At 66.6% G+C, this 15,750-nt stretch carries 22 protein-coding genes; 8 read left to right on the forward strand and 14 right to left on the reverse strand.

Going from position 1 to position 15,750, the window contains the following annotated elements:
• Positions 1-2 precede the first annotated feature (2 nt).
• The 4 genes from ctaD to G9Q37_RS12010 all read right to left on the reverse strand — a co-directional run bounded on the left by ctaD (position 3) and on the right by G9Q37_RS12010 (position 4,482).
• Positions 3-1,619 carry a cytochrome c oxidase subunit I gene (gene ctaD / locus G9Q37_RS11995; RefSeq protein WP_166227418.1) on the reverse strand — a complete coding sequence of 539 codons (1,617 nt, stop codon included), beginning with the start codon at positions 1,617-1,619 and terminating at the stop codon, positions 3-5.
• Between the two features lie 38 nt (positions 1,620-1,657).
• Complete coding sequence (gene coxB, locus G9Q37_RS12000) at positions 1,658-2,800, reverse strand: cytochrome c oxidase subunit II (RefSeq protein ID WP_166231237.1); 1,143 nt, start codon at positions 2,798-2,800, stop codon at positions 1,658-1,660.
• A 139-nt stretch (positions 2,801-2,939) separates the two neighbouring features.
• Positions 2,940-3,371: a DUF2244 domain-containing protein gene (locus G9Q37_RS12005; protein ID WP_166231239.1), complete on the reverse strand. Its 432-nt coding sequence runs from the start codon at positions 3,369-3,371 to the stop codon at positions 2,940-2,942.
• Between the two features lie 211 nt (positions 3,372-3,582).
• Positions 3,583-4,482 carry a biotin synthase gene (locus G9Q37_RS12010; protein WP_166227419.1) on the reverse strand — a complete coding sequence of 300 codons (900 nt, stop codon included), beginning with the start codon at positions 4,480-4,482 and terminating at the stop codon, positions 3,583-3,585.
• Positions 4,483-4,554: 72 nt separating this feature from the next.
• Between G9Q37_RS12010 and G9Q37_RS12015 the strand changes: the two genes are divergently transcribed.
• The 3 genes from G9Q37_RS12015 to G9Q37_RS12025 all read left to right on the forward strand — a co-directional run bounded on the left by G9Q37_RS12015 (position 4,555) and on the right by G9Q37_RS12025 (position 6,246).
• Entirely contained in the window at positions 4,555-5,307 is a 753-nt protein-coding gene (locus G9Q37_RS12015; protein WP_166227420.1) for a ComF family protein, read from the forward strand.
• Positions 5,308-5,330: 23 nt separating this feature from the next.
• Complete coding sequence (trmL, locus tag G9Q37_RS12020) at positions 5,331-5,807, forward strand: tRNA (uridine(34)/cytosine(34)/5-carboxymethylaminomethyluridine(34)-2'-O)-methyltransferase TrmL (protein ID WP_166227421.1); 477 nt, start codon at positions 5,331-5,333, stop codon at positions 5,805-5,807.
• A 64-nt stretch (positions 5,808-5,871) separates the two neighbouring features.
• A complete protein-coding gene (locus G9Q37_RS12025) occupies positions 5,872-6,246 on the forward strand; it encodes a hypothetical protein (RefSeq protein ID WP_166227422.1) in 375 nt (124 codons plus the stop codon).
• 24 nt (positions 6,247-6,270) lie between these two features.
• Here the strand turns inward: G9Q37_RS12025 and G9Q37_RS12030 are convergent, their stop codons facing one another.
• Genes G9Q37_RS12030 through G9Q37_RS12040 form a run of 3 tightly spaced genes read right to left on the reverse strand, consistent with a single transcriptional unit; the run spans position 6,271 to position 8,200 of the window.
• The gene (locus tag G9Q37_RS12030) at positions 6,271-6,726 is read right to left on the reverse strand and encodes a MaoC family dehydratase (protein WP_166227423.1); all 456 of its coding nucleotides are present in this window, start codon (positions 6,724-6,726) and stop codon (positions 6,271-6,273) included.
• Between the two features lie 59 nt (positions 6,727-6,785).
• Positions 6,786-7,403 (reverse strand): ParA family protein, encoded by a 618-nt coding sequence (locus tag G9Q37_RS12035; protein ID WP_166227424.1) that lies wholly within the window; start codon positions 7,401-7,403, stop codon positions 6,786-6,788.
• 38 nt (positions 7,404-7,441) lie between these two features.
• Positions 7,442-8,200 carry a sulfite exporter TauE/SafE family protein gene (locus G9Q37_RS12040; RefSeq protein WP_240936379.1) on the reverse strand — a complete coding sequence of 253 codons (759 nt, stop codon included), beginning with the start codon at positions 8,198-8,200 and terminating at the stop codon, positions 7,442-7,444.
• 16 nt (positions 8,201-8,216) lie between these two features.
• Here G9Q37_RS12040 and G9Q37_RS12045 point away from each other — a divergent pair, with 16 nt between their 5' ends.
• From G9Q37_RS12045 to G9Q37_RS12065, 5 genes are all read left to right on the forward strand, one after another.
• Entirely contained in the window at positions 8,217-8,855 is a 639-nt protein-coding gene (locus G9Q37_RS12045; protein WP_166227426.1) for a trimeric intracellular cation channel family protein, read from the forward strand.
• Between the two features lie 20 nt (positions 8,856-8,875).
• Complete coding sequence (locus G9Q37_RS12050; RefSeq protein ID WP_166227427.1) at positions 8,876-9,310, forward strand: DUF1841 family protein; 435 nt, start codon at positions 8,876-8,878, stop codon at positions 9,308-9,310.
• Positions 9,311-9,439: 129 nt separating this feature from the next.
• Complete coding sequence (locus G9Q37_RS12055; RefSeq protein WP_166227428.1) at positions 9,440-10,036, forward strand: hypothetical protein; 597 nt, start codon at positions 9,440-9,442, stop codon at positions 10,034-10,036.
• An 11-nt stretch (positions 10,037-10,047) separates the two neighbouring features.
• On the forward strand, positions 10,048-10,275 hold the full coding sequence (locus G9Q37_RS12060) for a hypothetical protein (protein ID WP_166227429.1): 228 nt from the start codon (positions 10,048-10,050) through the stop codon (positions 10,273-10,275).
• Positions 10,272-10,688: a hypothetical protein gene (locus G9Q37_RS12065; RefSeq protein WP_166227430.1), complete on the forward strand. Its 417-nt coding sequence runs from the start codon at positions 10,272-10,274 to the stop codon at positions 10,686-10,688. The genes G9Q37_RS12060 and G9Q37_RS12065 overlap by 4 nt, the downstream gene beginning before the upstream one ends.
• Before the next feature lie 15 nt (positions 10,689-10,703).
• On the opposite strand, the gene G9Q37_RS12070 is transcribed toward G9Q37_RS12065, so the two are convergent.
• From G9Q37_RS12070 to G9Q37_RS12100, 7 genes are all read right to left on the reverse strand, one after another.
• On the reverse strand, positions 10,704-11,336 hold the full coding sequence (locus G9Q37_RS12070; RefSeq protein WP_166227431.1) for a hypothetical protein: 633 nt from the start codon (positions 11,334-11,336) through the stop codon (positions 10,704-10,706).
• Between the two features lie 107 nt (positions 11,337-11,443).
• Entirely contained in the window at positions 11,444-11,848 is a 405-nt protein-coding gene (locus G9Q37_RS12075) for a DUF6088 family protein (RefSeq protein WP_166227432.1), read from the reverse strand.
• Between the two features lie 380 nt (positions 11,849-12,228).
• Entirely contained in the window at positions 12,229-13,494 is a 1,266-nt protein-coding gene (locus G9Q37_RS12080; RefSeq protein ID WP_166227433.1) for a transposase, read from the reverse strand.
• A 2-nt stretch (positions 13,495-13,496) separates the two neighbouring features.
• The gene (locus G9Q37_RS12085; RefSeq protein ID WP_166227434.1) at positions 13,497-14,198 is read right to left on the reverse strand and encodes a hypothetical protein; all 702 of its coding nucleotides are present in this window, start codon (positions 14,196-14,198) and stop codon (positions 13,497-13,499) included.
• Positions 14,192-14,497, reverse strand: a complete 306-nt coding sequence (locus G9Q37_RS12090; RefSeq protein ID WP_166227435.1) for a hypothetical protein — start codon at positions 14,495-14,497, stop codon at positions 14,192-14,194. The genes G9Q37_RS12085 and G9Q37_RS12090 overlap by 7 nt, the downstream gene beginning before the upstream one ends.
• Before the next feature lie 135 nt (positions 14,498-14,632).
• Positions 14,633-15,340, reverse strand: coding sequence for a hypothetical protein (locus G9Q37_RS12095; protein ID WP_166227436.1), 708 nt, complete (start codon positions 15,338-15,340; stop codon positions 14,633-14,635).
• Positions 15,337-15,705 carry a hypothetical protein gene (locus tag G9Q37_RS12100; RefSeq protein WP_166227437.1) on the reverse strand — a complete coding sequence of 123 codons (369 nt, stop codon included), beginning with the start codon at positions 15,703-15,705 and terminating at the stop codon, positions 15,337-15,339. The genes G9Q37_RS12095 and G9Q37_RS12100 overlap by 4 nt, the downstream gene beginning before the upstream one ends.
• Positions 15,706-15,750: the final 45 nt, after the last annotated feature.

Consider the following 15,750-nt stretch of genomic DNA (forward strand, 5'->3'; position numbering starts at 1 on the left):
GATCAGCCGATCACCTTGGTGGCGGTGGCGTCGAGCTTGGGCGGGTTCTCGAAGGTGTGGTGGGGGGCCGGCGACGGCACTTCCCATTCCAGGCCCTCGGCACCTTCCCAGGGCTTCTGCACGGCCTTCTCGCCCTTGCCGCGCATGGCGGGGACGATCACGGCCAGGAAGAAGTACACCTGCGCGAAGCCGAAACCGAAGGCGCCGATCGACGCGATCATGTTGAAGTCGGCGAACTGCATGGGGTAGTCGGCGTAGCGGCGGGGCATGCCGGCCAGACCCAGGAAGTGCATCGGGAAGAAGGTGATGTTGAACGAGATCATCGACCACCAGAAGTGGATCTTGCCGCGCGTTTCGCTGTACATCACGCCGGTCCACTTGGGCAGCCAGTAGTAGATGCCCGAGAACATGGCGAACAGCGAGCCGGCCACCAGCACGTAGTGGAAGTGCGCCACCACGTAGTAGGTGTCCTGCATCTGGATGTCGATCGGGGCGACCGACAGGATCAGGCCGGTGAAGCCGCCCATGGTGAACACGAAGATGAAGCCCACGGCCCACATCATCGGGGTCTCGAAGGTCATCGAGCCCTTCCACATGGTCGCGATCCAGTTGAAGATCTTCACGCCCGTGGGCACGGCGATCAGCATGGTGCTGTACATGAAGAACAGCTGGCCGGTCACCGGCATGCCGGTGGTGAACATGTGGTGCGCCCACACGACGAAGGACAGGATGGCGATGGAGCCGGTGGCGTACACCATGGAGGCGTAGCCGAACAGCTTCTTGCGCGCGAAGGCGGGCACGACCTGGCTCACGATGCCGAAGGCCGGCAGGATCATGATGTAGACCTCGGGGTGGCCGAAGAACCAGAAGATGTGCTGGTACATCACCGGGTCGCCGCCGCCGGCGGGGTTGAAGAAGCTGGTGCCGAAGTGGCGGTCGGTCAGCGTCATGGTGATCGCGCCGGCCAGCACGGGCATCACGGCGATCAGCAGGTAGGCGGTGATGAGCCAGGTCCAGCAGAACATGGGCATCTTCATCAGCGTCATGCCGGGCGCGCGCATGTTCAGGATGGTCACGATGATGTTGATCGAGCCCATGATGGACGAGGCGCCGAGGATGTGCATCGCGAAGATGCCGGCGTCCATCGAGGGGCCCATCTGCAGCGTGAGCGGCGCGTAGAGCGTCCAGCCCGCGGCGGGCGCGCCGCCGGGCATGAAGAACGAGGCCACGAGCATGAGGGCGGCGGGGATCATCAGCCAGAAGCTGAAGTTGTTCATCCGCGCGAAGGCCATGTCGGAGGCGCCGATCTGCAGCGGGATCATCCAGTTCGCGAAGCCCACGAAGGCCGGCATGATGGCGCCGAACACCATGATCAGGCCGTGCATGGTGGTGAGCTGGTTGAACAGCTCGGGGTTCACAAGCTGCAGACCCGGCTGGAACAGCTCGGCGCGGATGCCCAGGGCCAGCACGCCGCCGACCATGAGCATGGTGAACGAGAACAGCAGGTACAGCGTACCGATGTCCTTGTGGTTGGTCGCGAAGACCCAGCGGCGCCAGCCGGTCGGCGCGTGGTGGTGGTCGTGATCGTGGGCGTCGTGGTGGTCGAGCACTGCACTCATCGTCGTTTCCTCAGGTTCTCAATCTCGATGCACGCGGATCACTTGCGCGCGGCCAGCACTTCGGCGGGCTGCACAAGGCGCTGGGTCTGGTTGCTCCAGCTGTTCTTCGCGTAGGTCATGACCGCCGCGAGGTCGGTGTCGGACAGCTGCTTCCAGGCCGGCATGGCGCCGTTGTTCTGGCCGTTGAGCAGCACGTTGATCATCTTGGACTTGTCGGCGTCGACCACGATGGCCGAGCCGTCGAGCGGCTTGATCGGGCCGGCGCCCTTGCCGTTGGCCTGGTGGCAGGCGGCGCAGTTGGCGGCGTACACGCCTTCGCCGCGCTTGATCAGGTCGGCCAGGGTCCAGACCTTGTTCGGATCGTCGGCGGCAGCGGCCATGACCTTGTACTTGTCGGCCACCCAGGCCTTGTATTCCTCGGCCGACACCACCTTCACGTGGATCGGCATGTAGGCGTGTTCCTTGCCGCACAGCTCGGCGCACTGGCCGTAGAAGTCGCCGGTTTTCTCGGCGCGGAACCAGGTGTCGCGCACGAAGCCCGGGATCGCGTCCTGCTTGACGCCGAAGGCCGGCACCATCCAGGCGTGGATCACGTCGTTGGCGGTGGTGATGATGCGGATCTTCTTGCCGACCGGCACCACGAGCGGGTTGTCGACCTTGAGCAGGTAGTCGTCGGTGGCCTGGGGCTTGCCGCTGTTGGACATGACGCGGTGCGAGGTGTCCAGCGTGGACAGGAAGCCGATGCCTTCGCCCTCGCCCTTGATGTATTCGTAGCCCCACTTCCACTGCATGCCGACGGCCTTGATGGTCAGGTCGGCGTTGGTGGTGTCCTTCTGGGCCACGAGCACCTTGGTGGCGGGCAGCGCCATGCCGATCACGATCAGCAGCGGCACGATGGTCCAGCCCAGCTCCACCCAGATCGGCTCGGCCAGCTCCTGCGACTTGTGGCCCACCGATTTGCGGTGCTTGAGGATGGAATAGAACATCACGCCGAACACCAGCACGAAGATGACGGCGCAGATGCCCATCATGAACCAGTGCAGCCAGTGCTGTTCTTCGGCGATCTTGGTCACGGGCGGCGCGAAGTTCAGCTGGTTGACCGCCGGGCCACCCGGCAGATCGTTGACCTTCTGAGCGGCCACCGAGGTCCACACCCCGGCGCTCAGCAGCGTCAGGCCCATCGCGTTGCGCACCGCCTTGAAGCGGTGGCGCAGGCTTTGCAGCGTCTTCGTCGTCTTACTCACTTGTTGCGCCTCAAATATAAGCGTCGATTGATATCGACCCCGATTACACCAAACCCATCGGCCCTGCGCCACGGCCTCAGCCGCCGCGCAATGCCTGTGAAATCTCCCGGGCCAAGGCCGGTCGCAGGTCGGGCCGCAGGTAGCGCCCGATGTGCACCGACTCCCCACCGCCCCTGACCTCGATGAGGTTCGGGGACTTTTCCTGCGGCGCCACCCGCACCCATTCGCGTGCGAATTCGCGGCAAACCAGCCGCCCGGCGACCTCCTGCTCGACCAGCAGCGCGCGGCCCATGAGGCGCACGCGCTCGCCGTCGGCGGCGTGGCGCGCGTACACCAGGAACGCGATGCCCACCGCCAGGATCTCCAGCACCGCGAACGGCAGCACCAGCGTCGCGCCATGGGCCCAGAAGAACCCGGCCACACCCAGTGAGACGACACAGAGGGAGACGTACAGGAGGCCGAGCTGGGCCGGTGTCACCGAGCAGTTGCGACGCAGCCGCCACTCCATGCCCGCATCGGACAGGGTTGCAAAGCGGTACGCGCTGCTGGACGGACTCACACCCACACCACGGATCGGTTGGCACCCGGCCCGAAAGCCGCGCACCCGCGCAGGGAAAATGCCCTTCAACTCAAAACCGCGGGATTGTAGCCGGCAGCCGGGGGCGGGTTGCCCTGCATGCCGGTGCCCTACTCGGGTTCTCGGGTGGCCAACGCCCGCTTCAGCCCCGGCCGCGCCGCAATTGCCGGCGCACATCGTCGAGCGGGACCGCGGTCTGGCCGGTGCGCGCGCGCGGCTCGGCCTTCACCGCGTGGCCGTAGACGATTTCGAGGCCCAGCCGCAGGCGGCCGTCGGCGTCGCGCGCGCCGTGGCGCTCGATGGCGTCCATCAGGGCCGCGCGCCAGCCGCGCCCGCGCAGCGCCGCGAAGCGCGCGCTCGACAGGTTGCGGCCCATGCCGCGCAGGTCGTCGAGCAGGGCCTGTGCGCTGCCGTAGGTCAGCGTGAGGCGCTCCATGTCCATCACCGGCTCGGCGAAGCCCGCCTGCACCAGCATGTCGCCCCAGTCGTGCATGTCGGTGAACGCGTGGGTCGGGGTCGGCCAGCCCAGGCGCGCGTACACGGCGCGCAGCTCGGCCAACGAGTCGGGCCCCAGGCAGGACATGAGCAGGAAGCCGCCGGTGGCCAGGTGCGCGTGCCAGCGCGCCAGCAGGGCCTGCGGGGCGCTCTCGGCGTGCAGGCCCATGTTGGCCCAGAGCAGTTGCACGGGCTGGCGCGGGTCGGCCGCGTCGGGCACGCGGTCACGCGCGCGGCGCAACGGGTTCCACGACCGCGCGGCCGCTTCGCGCGTGAGCGCCTGCGCCTGCGCCAGGTCGTGCGACCAGACCTGGCAGGCCGCGTCGGGCAGGGCCGCGCGCACGCGGGCATGCCCCTGCAGCCCGCCCAGCAGTGGCTCCCAGTGCAGCCAGCTGGTCGGGGCATCGCGGAACACCTGCAGCCGTTCGACCATGCGCGAGGCCACCTCTTCGTGCAACCAGGGGCTTTCGGTGCGCGGCAGGCGCTGCCAGCGCGCGGCCGCGCGCGGATCGAGGCCGGGCACGCGATCGGCGGATTCGGGGGACATGGGGTTCAAGGCGCTGCACCGGCGCAGACCGGTGCCGGTATCGGCAGGGGGCGCTCAGTATATTGACCGGCCATGCCCCTCGCCGCGCGCGCCACCAACGCCCTGCGCCACCTCGTGGCCAGCGCCCCGGTGTGGCCGAGCGCCTGCCAGGTGTGCGGCCTGTGGCCATCGCGCCCGCTGTGCCCGGCCTGCCTGGCGCGTTTCGCCCCCGCCGCCGAGCGCTGCCCGCGCTGCGCCGCGCCCCACGCCGGCGGCTTGTGTGCCCCCTGCCGGGCCCGCCCAGACCCCGAAGCCGGCCCCGCCGCCCGCTTTGTGGCGGTCGACTACCGCTTCCCCTGGGACGGCCTGGTCGCGCGCTTCAAGTTCCGCGGCGAGGCCGGCTGGGCCGGGCCCTTCGCCGAACGCCTGCTCGCAACGCCCGGGGTGGTCGCGGCCCTGGACGCCGCCGACTGGATCGCCCCCGTGCCCCTCACGCCCGCGCGGCTGGCCGAGCGCGGCCACCACCCGCCCTGGGAGCTCGTGAAGGCGCTGCGCCAGCGCCACCCGCGCCCGGTCTGCGCCGACGCCCTGGTGCGCCTGCGCGACGGCGCGGCCCAGCACCGGCTCGCGCGCACCGAGCGGCTGCACAACCTGCACGGCGCCTTCGCGGTGCCGCCGCCGCGCCTGTCGGCGCTGGCCGGCGCGCGGGTGCTGCTGGTCGACGACGTGGTCACCACCGGGGCCACGCTGCAGGCCGCCGCCCAGGCCTTGCGCGCCGCGGGCGTGGCCCGCGTCGACGCCCTGGTGTTCGCGCGCACGCCCGCCCCGGGCGACGCCGCGCCCTGAGCGCTGGCTATGATCCCGGCCCCATGTTCAACGTCGTGCTGGTGCACCCCGAAATCCCGCCCAACACCGGCAACGTCATCCGGCTGTGCGCCAACACCGGCTGCCAGCTGCACCTGATCGAGCCCCTGGGCTTCTCGATGGAAGACAAGCTCATGCGCCGCGCCGGGCTCGACTACCACGAGTACGCCGAGGTGCGGCGCCACGCCGACTGGGCCGCTTTCCTCGCCGCCGAACGACCGCGGCCCGAGCGGATGTTTGCGCTCACCACACGCGGCAGCGGCAGCGTGCATGGCACGGCCTTCGAGGCCGGCGACTGGCTGCTGTTCGGCTCGGAGTCGAGCGGCCTGCCCCCCGCACTGCGCGACAGCCTGCCCCCCGCGCAGCGGCTGCGCCTGCCCATGCGCGCGGGCCAGCGCAGCCTGAACCTGTCCAACGCCGTGGCCGTGGTGGTGTTCGAGGCCTGGCGGCAACACGGCTTCGCCGATTCCGGCCCCGCGTGAACCACATCACACGAATCGCCGCTGTGTCACCCCCCAACTGTTGGATGTGGGCCACCATAAGCGCATGGACCGCCAACCGCATCACGCCGCCGGCCGTGCGTCCCCCCCGGGTGGGTGGGCCGTGGCCCTGCTCGCGCGCTGCCTGCATCTGGCCCTGGGGCCACGTGCCCGGCCAAAGGCCGCGCACCTGAAGGACGTGATGGCGATCCGCGCGCAGTTGCTGCACACCATCGAAGACTGCTCGGGCGTGGCGGCGCTGCGCCTGCGCCGCCAGATCGAGCGCGCGCGCACGCCACAGGAACTCTGGCTGCTGCGAAACGACGCCTTCCAGCTCATCGCGCAGCGCCACGACCAGCGCACCGCGGCGCAGCGCATCGACGCGCTGGTGAAGACTTTCGACGGCTGGCTCGACCCCAAGCAGCTCGCGCGCATCGGCTGAACCCGGTGCGCCGCGCCGCGCCCGCTAGGGGTACTGGCGCACCAGCGATTCGATCAGGCAGACCGGCTTGTCGCTGCCCTCGCGCTCCACCACCACCGCCCAGGTCATCTGGCGCCCGCCGTGTTCGATGGGCTCGATCGCCTGCAGCGTGAGTTGCGCGCGCAGGCGGCTGCCCACGGGCACGGGCGCGGTGAAGCGCACCCGGTTGAGCCCGTAGTTCACGCCCATGCGGGTCTGCTCGACCGCGATCGCCGACTCGAGAAAGCGCGGCAGCAGCGAGAGCGTGAAGAAGCCGTGTGCGATCGGCGCACCGAACGGCCCGGCCTTCGCGCGCTCGACGTCGACGTGGATCCACTGGTGGTCGCCCGTGGCGTCGGCGAAGCGGTTGACCTGCTCCTGGGTGATCTCGATCCAGTCGCTGGTGGCGACGGCCTGGCCCACGCAGGCGTCGAGTTCGGCAAGGGTATGGAAGGTGCGCATGCGGCCACTCTAGGCCGGGCCTGCGCGGGGCGCTGTCGGCGCGGCGACAGCGGACGGGCTCAGCGATCGAGCCAGTCGCAGATGCCCTGCCACTGCTGCAGGTCCTTCTCGACGCGGCCCGGGGCGACGTCGAAGAGCGAGAGTCCGCGCGCGGCCAGGTGGATGTAGTTCTGCGTGTCGCGCAGGTGGCCCAGCACCGGCAGGCCCAGGCCGCCCACGAACTCGGCGAGCTTGTCGGCCGCGATGGTGCGCGGGTCCACGCGCATGCCCACGATGCCCACGTCGAGCTTGCTCGCACGCCGCGTTTCGGCGAGCTCGTCGAGAAAGGCGCGCGTGGCGTAGATATCGAAGATGCTGGGCTGCAGCGGCACGATGACCTTGTCCGCGAGCTTGAGCACGTCCTTGAAGCGCCAGCCGTGCAGGCCCGCGGGCGTGTCGAGCACCGCGTGCGTGGCCTCCTTGGGCGGGCGCACGATCAGGTCGTTGGAGATCTCCCAGGGATGGACGGTGCGGGCAGCGGCCGGGCGCAGCTGCAGCCAGAGCCCGGCGGACTGCTGGCGGTCGATGTCGCCGAGCACCACGTGGTGGCCCTGGCGCGCGAAGTAGCCCGCCACGTTCGTCGACAGCGTGGACTTGCCCACGCCCCCCTTCGGATTCGCAACCACCACGATCGGCATGTCTTCTCCTCGGTTCGGTTGCGCGCAATCTTACTGATTCAGGCCCAGGCGTCCCAGACCAGCTTGCAGCCCGTGAGGAACATGCCGATGTGGATCAGGCGGTAGAACAGCACCGGCTGGATGCGGTGCGCGATGCGCACGCCGATCCATACGCCGACGGGCGCCAGCGGCAGCAGCACCAGCGAGGTGCTCATGTTGTTGAGGTCGATCAGGCCCAGCCAGGCATAGGGAATCCACTTGGCCAGGTTCACGAAGAAAAAGAAGAAGGCCATGGTGCCGGTGAACAGCACCGGCGACAGGCGCAGCGGCACCACGTAGGCATTGATCGGCGGCCCGCCCGCGTGCGCGATGAAGCTCGTGAAGCCCGAGGCCGCGGTGAGGATGGCGCCCAGCCAGCGCGGCGGCGGCGGGCTGTCGGGCCGCGGCGGGAACACCAGGCGCTGGGCCAGGAACAGCAGCGTGAGCACGCCCACGATGCCCGCCACCACCGCGGGCGAGAGCCACTTGAACATCAATGTGCCCACGACCACGCCCAGCAGGCCGAAAGGCAGCAGGAACTTCAGCAGCGCGCGATCGACGTGCTGGCGAAAGGCCGCCATGCCCAGCAGGTCCATCACCAGCAGCACGGGCATGAGGATGGCCGCGGCCTGCGGCACCGTGACGGCCAGCGCCATGAGCGGCACCGCGAGCGAACCGAAGCCGGCCCCGAAGCCGCTCTTGCTGATGCCCAGCAGGATCACGGCGGGCACGGCGACGGCGTAGAAGTGGGGGTCGGTGATGATGGGCAGCGAGGACACAGGGGACAATCCGGCGATGCAAAACGCGACATTGTGGGGTGAAACCCTGAGGCTGCTGGTGGAGCTCGCCGCCACCACGGCGTTCGCGCTCTCGGGCATCCTCGAAGGCGCGCGCAAGCGGCTCGACGCCGTGGGCGTGGTGGTGGTGGCGTTCCTCGCGGCCTTCGGCGGCGGCACGCTGCGCGACCTGCTGCTCGACCAGCGCCCGTTCTTCTGGGTGCGCCACGTGGAGCTGCTGTGGGGCGTGCTGGCCCTGAGCGTGCTCGCCATGCTGTTCCTGCGCACGCGGCATTTCGAGGTCACCGAACGCGCCATGCAGTGGCCCGACGCGCTCGGCCTGGGCCTGTTCACCGCCACCGGCGCTCACCAGGCGCTGCTGCTCGACATGCCCGCCCTGGTGGCCGTGCTCATGGGCATCGTCACCGGCGTGGCCGGCGGTGTGCTGCGCGACGTGGTGTGCAACCAGATCCCCAGCGCCTTCCACGACCACCGTCCCTATGCCGTGTGCGCCTTCGCGGGCGGCTGGGCCTACGTGGGCCTGACGGCCCTGCAGGCCCCGGGCTGGGTGGCGCTGGTGGCCTGCGTGGGCCTCACCGCAGGCCTGCGTGGCCTGGCGCTGTGGCGCGATTGGCAACTGCCGCCGTGGCGTCTTTGAGCCCGCGGGACAATCGCACCATGTTCAACCCCTCCCAAGCCGATGTGCGCCGCTTCTTCTGCGGCGCCTTCACCAAGCAGCGCGACGGCCAGCCGCTGGACGCGCTCGAAGCGCTCGCCGCGCAGTGGATCGCCGAGCACCCCGAGTACCACGCCGAACTCGCCGATGCGGAGGCCGCGGTGGCGCGCCTGAGCCAGCCCGACGCCGCGCGCGAAAACCCGTTCCTGCACCTGTCCATGCACCTGTCCATCAGCGAGCAGTGCAGCATCGACCAGCCGCCCGGCATCCGCCAGGCCGTGGAGTTGCTCACCGCGCGCCGCGGCGACCTGCACGCGGCGCAGCACGAGGTGATGGAATGCCTGGGCCGCATGCTCTGGGAAAGCCAGCGCGCGGGCCGCCCGCCCGACGGGCAGGCCTACATCGACGCGGTGCGCCGCCGCGCGACGCAGGACTGACGCGCCACGGCAAGGGTGTTAATCAGCTGATGGCCCTGAGTATTCACTAACCAGCTATCCCGGGGCCGTTTTGCTTAATTCGTAGGCAGCCTGATTCGCTTGACTTGGATATGGTCCTCGAGGACATCCATGAGCGAATCAAATCACCCCCTATCCGCACGTCAAAGACGGCACACCTCCCCGCAGGCCAAGTGGCTCCTGAACGAAGCTGCCGCGCTCCGTGGTGAGCTCGCCCGTGTCGTGGCTAAACAGGCGCGCCTGGCCAAGCGAGAAGCCGAACTCCGCAAGACTCTGGCGGCGCTGGAGTTGGTGGCAGCACCTCTCCCCGTTCCGGCCGGCATAGCCGCGCCAACAGTTGTCAACGCGCACAACCGGTTCGGGCCCAGAGGCCACTTGACCAAGCTCATCCTAGTCCGCTTGCAGAGCGCCTGGCCCAAGGGTGCCGACATCCATTCCCTGGTCGATTGGGTGGCTGCATCCTGCGGCATCGAGTTCACCAACACAGCGGAGCGGACTGATTGCAGGCACTCGGTTCGCCGCCGTCTCCACCACCTGGCTGAGCAGGGAAAGGCCGAGCGCTTGGAGAGCATTGGCTCGGATGCAAATGGCGCAGGAGTCTGGCGGTTGGTCCGCAAGAAAAACGTCTCGCTCGGTGAGCTCGAGCATTTGGCTACTAAGGCCAACCTTGCGGAGCTCGAGAGCCAGAGCGACAAGGGGAACGTCTGATGGCCCTGACGATGACCCGCTACCGCCGCCAATCGACGCTGACATTTCTCGCGGAAAGGCTGGCGAAAACCACCGGTGAGCATCAGCGCCTTGCCAACCGGAAGCGGCGGGGACCCACCGAGAGGCAGCGGATGCAGCAGCTGGAGGCTGAGATTCAGGCCTTGGAGCAAACCATTCGCCAGTTCGACCCCGGCTTGGACCCTTCGGTGATTGCGCCCTCTACCCGGACGTCCAAATGACGCGCAAGGACAAGGAGGAGCGCGGGTTGGCCGGAGCAATCTCCCGAGGACGCGCCGCGCGTGAGGCGTGGGTACAAGACGGCGTTCTAGTCAGCCGAGAGCAGTTCGCTGACCGATGGGGTGTCTCAGTCGAGGAGCTGGCTCAGATGGTCGCCAAGGGTGAGCTGTTCGAGCTCGAGGTGCAAGGTCAGATGTGGATGCCTGCAGTCCTTCTCGAGGTTTCCAAGGAAGCTGTTGTTGAGGTGAACCGGGCTCTGACTTGGGCCGGCGTAGACGCGGCTACGGCGCTCGTGTTCTGGCATCGCCGGCATGGGGCGTTAGGGGAGACGACCGTGGTGGACGCGCTGCGAACCGGAGGTCTGATGCTAGTGGTTCAAACAGCCCATCTCGTGGCTCGGCAGGTACCGCGCTAATTCGTGCAGTGGTGTTCAGCGGAGGTATGGCTCTTTCGCGCGTTCCCACTCTGCCGCCCGTTTCCGAGCGTCTTCCGCCAACTGACGCCTCATTTCTGAGGTCAAAGCAGCTTGCTCTTCCTCAAGCTTGCGAAGCATTTCCGCGTACCTGGGCTGCTCCTTCACGTAATCCCAGTATGCGGTTTCGACCCAGTTCTCGTAAAGCGGGCCGTACAGGGAGCCACATTTGTCTCTCGCCTCGGAGAGACCAGGGAACATCGGCAGCGATGTCAAATGCTCAATTTGGTAGGCGTCATCCCTATTTGGTGTCGTGCGATAGCACTGGGTCTCTGAAAAACTGTTCGGCACAACATCACAATGAGGGTACCCCTTGCTTGCCTTGTCTTGCTCTTTTTCGGCCCAAACGAGGGCTGGTAAGCGGCTTTTGTTGATGACGAGAATTCGAAGACCCTTATCTGAAAGAGCATCCACCAAACACACTGCTTGGGTTCGAGCTTGCGCCCGAATGGTCTCCACCTCTCTGGCTCTCTTCTCTCTTTTTTCGGTTGCATCTTTTTCGGCAAGGGTGGTACCGATGAACCCTATGCAAAGTGCAAGGAGACCGATAACTGACGCAGAGATAAACAGAATTCGTAGTAGTCGTGCCATGCTGGGTGTAGGCAACAGCGGCAGTTCTGTTTAACCGGCGAATCGCGACCGACCAGACCAGCTCAGGCCGGGGTCGTGAAGAACCCTCCTCCAAACCCACGCTGACGTCAATCTCGCTCGTATTCAACAAACTTCCCGTTGAACCCAATCTTTCGAGTGACGCGCTGCCTCCCCACGTTGACCACCACTCCGACTGGCACCTGGGTCGTCCGTCCAGCGTTGTAGTCGCGGTACCGTCGCGCTGGTTGCACCTTCACACCAAGCTTGCGCAGCGCGATTGGCGCCAAGACCTCGAGCGGCTCAACAGGGATGGGCCTTCCAGACAGGACACTGGGTTTGGCCTTCGCATAGATGCCTGTCCCGATGCGCACGAGCACGCCCTGGTCGATGAGCGTACGCAGGGCGGCAGAGAGACTCGAGGAGCTGTAGCCGAGCTTGCGCAGTTCGGAGCGCAGTACGACTGGGCTGCGGGTTTGGGAGAGGTGGCGCTTGGCGCGTGCTCCTAACGTCATGCAACCTACAGCCGACTACTTCTTGAGGTATGTCGGCCGCCTCCAAGCAACCGTGGAAACGAAGCTGTTTCTACACAGGGTCTTCGCAGTCCACGAGTAAGCAGCAATGTCTCCAGATACAAAAGAAGCACTTGGCTATCTCCTCATCTTTGGCGGATTTGTTCCCGCAGTAGTTGTCAGCTGGATAGCAAACCATGCAGCAGGAAAACGCAAACAAGCAACAAAGGGGACCCGGAGATATCGGGTCTTGTTGACGATTGAAGTCATATCAACCGTGGTCACCCTCATTGCTGTGTTCATAGTTGCCGCTTTATCGATGATTCCGCTCGGAACCCGGTAGGCGTATCGGCTGCTTGCATAGTTTTACTCTCAACCGGCACCTACCTGGGCGGCCTCTCCTGCCACCCCTTTTTCTTCCCACGCCCCTTGGCCGGCTTCGGCCCCTCGACCAGCAGCTCTTCAAGTCGATGCTTGCCCTGGTGGTACCCGCGCCACCACAGCGACAAGCCCACCCGCAAAGCGACGCCCAGCACATGCCTGAGCTTCTTGCCCGTTGACAGCCGGCGAACGTCCTCCCTCCACGCCGCCTCCACGGCGTAATCAATCAAGTACTTGTTCGAGGGGCTCAGGTAGATTCCCTCAAGTAGCCGTCGCATCCGCCAGTTGAAGCTCTCCGCCTGGTTGTTGCTTACGCCACCGGGCGCGCTGTAGGCCTTGCTGTGGTTGATGGTCTTGTGCTCCGCGAAGAGCAGCGAGAACTTCGCGTACGACGGGTCCTCGTCCGACATCACGGCCGACTCTGCAGAAGCGAACCTCGTCGCCACGGCCGTCACGGTGTACGTTGACTCAGCCAGCGCCACGGCAACCCGAGTGTTCGACGCACCCTTGCCTTTGTTCAGTCCGCGCAGGCGAATCACGTGCAGGATGCGCCGGTCCGGGGGCATGCGGTGCTTCTTGTCGTGCTTGTGGGGCTTGGGCGGGCCCATCACGAGGATTTCACCGGTCTCTGGGTCCACCTCGGGCTTGAGCAGGTGCGCCGGAATCGTCGGCTTGGGGGCGTTCCCGCCGCCCTGGGGCTTGTTTCGCTTCTCCCGGTAGCGCCGGCCGTTCATGTCGGCGCCGTCCATCTCCACCACGCCTGCCAGCACGCCCACGTTGAAGCCGCGCATCAGCCCTTCCCGAAGCTTGTGTGCCAGGGTGAAGGCGGTTCCGTACGCCACGTTCCAGTCGCGCCGCAGCTGCAGCGCCGGCTTGCCGCTCGAGCCATTGACCCACGTGAAGACAATCTTGATGATTTTGGTGAGCGACAGCTTGTGGTCGGCAAACACCGAGCCGGAAGTGACCGAGAAGCGCTTGTCGCAGCACTTGCACTTCCAGCGCCGCTCTTTGCCGAACCAGTAGTGGGTATCGAGGGTGCCGCAGTGAGGGCATGGCATGTAGGTGGTCGAGCCCCAGCGCGCATCGGCCAACATCAGAATGGCCTGGCGCTCGGTCAGCTTGTTGAGGTCGTCGAAGCCCAAGTCCACCGCATCCTTGGACAGGTGGAAGCCAGCCGTACCGGTGGTCTTGCGCAGCGGGAAGTTCGTGCCCGACCTGGATGACCCGCCTGGTGCGGAGCCTGATGGTGAAAGTGCAGCGGCCACCATGCTCAACCCTCCATCAGGAACTGGACGTAGTCCTTGGTGGAGGCCCACTCCACCGGCTTGGCTGTCGGACGCGTAGCCGCCATGTGCCGCGCGAATCCAGTACGTGCAGGTTCTTGCAACGATGCAACATCGAAGCGGTCCTCATTGCCCACCATGACCGAGGTCGGAAGAATCAGCTTCGGGCGCGGGCCGGGCGTGTCCTGCTTGAAGAGAGCCCAGGACAGCGCGCGCATCATCAGGTCCATCGTCTCCATGCGCTTGGTGCCGTACTGGAACTGGGCTTCGCGCTCACCCAGGATGTCCTCGCTCAGCTTGATGGCGTACGAGGTCCGCTCCGGGCCTTGTTGCCAAAGCTCGGCTTGCGCCAGCAGCTGAGAGCGCTCGTCGACGGTGTATCGCTCGATGACGGCACAGAGCTTGGTGGCGTAGGCGCAGCGCTTGTCGGGCTTGTCGGACGGAGGAATCTTGCTGTCGCCATAGAGGCTGCGGGCGATGGCACGGGCCGCCAGGTCCCAGAGGCTGCCGGACCAGCGCGGGTAGTTCTCCAGCGTCTGTGGCTTCTGCTCGCCCTTGTCGCGCACGGTCGCGGCAATCAGGTAGTCGGCCAGAGCCTCCTTCTTTGCGTAGGCGATGTCGACGGTGGCCATGATGTTCTCGGGGCGGCGGTCCGGCAGCAGGCCCGCGTGAATGCTCAGCTTCAGCATGGCATCTGCTCCAGTGCCCAGGTCTGGGCGTACTCGGCGTCCCTGATGCGCTCGGTGCCGACCAGGCGCCACTGGCCATCTTTGACGTACACGAGCCGTGCGTCGTTGAGCTGCGGCAGCACGTCAGTCTCCAAGCCCGAGCTCATGTCGAGCAGCTTGGCTCGCGTGACCGGACGCTCGAGCTGCGGGTCGCGCTCCTCGGCCACTCGCAGCCGGCCGATGTGGGGCGGGCGCGTTTTGAGGTCATCGCTGTTGAGGAGGACGCCTTCCTTGCGGAGGGGACGGACACGGACTTGCATGGGACAAAAGAACAGGGGTTTCAGGGACTTGCAGACCTAGATTTCAACAAACCGCTTCTTCCTAAAAATCGCGCTGCGTTTACTAAAAGAACGCAACACGCGTGTGGACGAGCGTGGATATGGGCTCCGCGCCACTCAGTCGCCAGCTGCACGGGAGGCCTGTTCGCTGCTCAACCGTCCGAGGAACTTGAGCCAGTCATCAGCGAAGAAGGCATCGGGACTTGGGCCTCGAAAACCGCCCAGGTGTCGCAGCAGCCGCTTGCGCGCGTACACCGGGATGTCGAGCTCACGCACGTGGCTAACGCCGGTGTCGTTTCGAACCGGCACTTCGCTCAGCGGGCGAAGGACTGGTGCCTGGCCGCCGGACCACCAAAGGCACGCCACAGCACGTTCGAGCAGTGCCCAGGACGAGCGGCATGACGTCGCCAGAATCCTGGTGGTGCGCTCCTCGAGCTCGTCCGCGAACTCCACCTGCAGCGACACCAGCCCGGTGCTCACCGGGGAGCTGCGCACGACCAGGTGCTCGACCAGGCGCGACTCGTCGATGTTCGGCCCGCGATAGATGCTGAGGCTGGCGTACCGAGCGAACCCGCGCGGCACGGCTTGGTGCGCCTCCCCTTTGGACAGCGCCAGTAGACGCACGACCAGCGCCGAGATGGGCTCCACGCAGACCGGGTGGCTCGGCAGAACCATGGCCCGAGGTGTGTCGCTGTAGGTGCGTGCGACCAGCGTGCATTCGGCGGTCACACCAGTGACGTCCAGACCCAGGACGCCCGCAACCTTGCCGGGCTCGTCAGGGGTATCGCTCAGCGTGACGATGCAGCGTTCAGGAAAGATGTTCATTGAGCTGCCTCCTGAGTCTGACGCTGCAGGTCGCTGGAGACCTCTTTGACGTCTGCTTCGCCCGTGCCGTTGAGGCGCAACCAGTGGCTCCAGACGTACTCCGCATCCGGATGGTGCCCAGTGGGGCCGACGAGCAGGTAGGTGCGTCCGCTGCTGGACCGAGCCGTTCTGGCCACCGGGTCAAAGTCCGAGACCGGCGATGAGACGCGGCCCTCGCCCAGCTGTTGGACGTAGCCGGTCAGATGCAAGGTCCTGTGCTCGGAGCCCGGGCCTGTGATGACAAACGCGCGCCACGCGGTCAGCTCCGTGGTGTGCTCCTTGGCGACTGGGCGCACAGCCCAAATCGAGGGGTTGGTTTCGTTCATGCAAGGCTCTCCCTTGCGCCCGGCGCGTCCGGGCTGCAATGCGTT

The sequence above is a fragment of the Hydrogenophaga crocea genome (genome assembly GCF_011388215.1).
Classification (GTDB): Bacteria; Pseudomonadota; Gammaproteobacteria; order Burkholderiales; family Burkholderiaceae_C; genus Hydrogenophaga; species Hydrogenophaga crocea.

Bases quoted from the DNA above. Each gene is read 5' to 3' on its own strand.
- ctaD (WP_166227418.1), bottom strand. From the start codon at position 1,619: ATGAGTGCAGTGCTCGACCACCACGACGCCCACGATCACGACCACCAC.
- coxB (WP_166231237.1), bottom strand. From the start codon at position 2,800: ATGGGCCTGACGCTGCTGAGCGCCGGGGTGTGGACCTCGGTGGCCGCT.
- G9Q37_RS12005 (WP_166231239.1), bottom strand. From the start codon at position 3,371: ATGGAGTGGCGGCTGCGTCGCAACTGCTCGGTGACACCGGCCCAGCTC.
- G9Q37_RS12010 (WP_166227419.1), bottom strand. From the start codon at position 4,482: ATGTCCCCCGAATCCGCCGATCGCGTGCCCGGCCTCGATCCGCGCGCG.
- G9Q37_RS12015 (WP_166227420.1), top strand. From the start codon at position 4,555: ATGCCCCTCGCCGCGCGCGCCACCAACGCCCTGCGCCACCTCGTGGCC.
- trmL (WP_166227421.1), top strand. From the start codon at position 5,331: ATGTTCAACGTCGTGCTGGTGCACCCCGAAATCCCGCCCAACACCGGC.
- G9Q37_RS12025 (WP_166227422.1), top strand. From the start codon at position 5,872: ATGGACCGCCAACCGCATCACGCCGCCGGCCGTGCGTCCCCCCCGGGT.
- G9Q37_RS12030 (WP_166227423.1), bottom strand. From the start codon at position 6,726: ATGCGCACCTTCCATACCCTTGCCGAACTCGACGCCTGCGTGGGCCAG.
- G9Q37_RS12035 (WP_166227424.1), bottom strand. From the start codon at position 7,403: ATGCCGATCGTGGTGGTTGCGAATCCGAAGGGGGGCGTGGGCAAGTCC.
- G9Q37_RS12045 (WP_166227426.1), top strand. From the start codon at position 8,217: ATGCAAAACGCGACATTGTGGGGTGAAACCCTGAGGCTGCTGGTGGAG.
- G9Q37_RS12050 (WP_166227427.1), top strand. From the start codon at position 8,876: ATGTTCAACCCCTCCCAAGCCGATGTGCGCCGCTTCTTCTGCGGCGCC.
- G9Q37_RS12055 (WP_166227428.1), top strand. From the start codon at position 9,440: ATGAGCGAATCAAATCACCCCCTATCCGCACGTCAAAGACGGCACACC.
- G9Q37_RS12060 (WP_166227429.1), top strand. From the start codon at position 10,048: ATGACCCGCTACCGCCGCCAATCGACGCTGACATTTCTCGCGGAAAGG.
- G9Q37_RS12065 (WP_166227430.1), top strand. From the start codon at position 10,272: ATGACGCGCAAGGACAAGGAGGAGCGCGGGTTGGCCGGAGCAATCTCC.
- G9Q37_RS12070 (WP_166227431.1), bottom strand. From the start codon at position 11,336: ATGGCACGACTACTACGAATTCTGTTTATCTCTGCGTCAGTTATCGGT.
- G9Q37_RS12075 (WP_166227432.1), bottom strand. From the start codon at position 11,848: ATGACGTTAGGAGCACGCGCCAAGCGCCACCTCTCCCAAACCCGCAGC.
- G9Q37_RS12080 (WP_166227433.1), bottom strand. From the start codon at position 13,494: ATGGTGGCCGCTGCACTTTCACCATCAGGCTCCGCACCAGGCGGGTCA.
- G9Q37_RS12085 (WP_166227434.1), bottom strand. From the start codon at position 14,198: ATGCTGAAGCTGAGCATTCACGCGGGCCTGCTGCCGGACCGCCGCCCC.
- G9Q37_RS12090 (WP_166227435.1), bottom strand. From the start codon at position 14,497: ATGCAAGTCCGTGTCCGTCCCCTCCGCAAGGAAGGCGTCCTCCTCAAC.
- G9Q37_RS12095 (WP_166227436.1), bottom strand. From the start codon at position 15,340: ATGAACATCTTTCCTGAACGCTGCATCGTCACGCTGAGCGATACCCCT.
- G9Q37_RS12100 (WP_166227437.1), bottom strand. From the start codon at position 15,705: ATGAACGAAACCAACCCCTCGATTTGGGCTGTGCGCCCAGTCGCCAAG.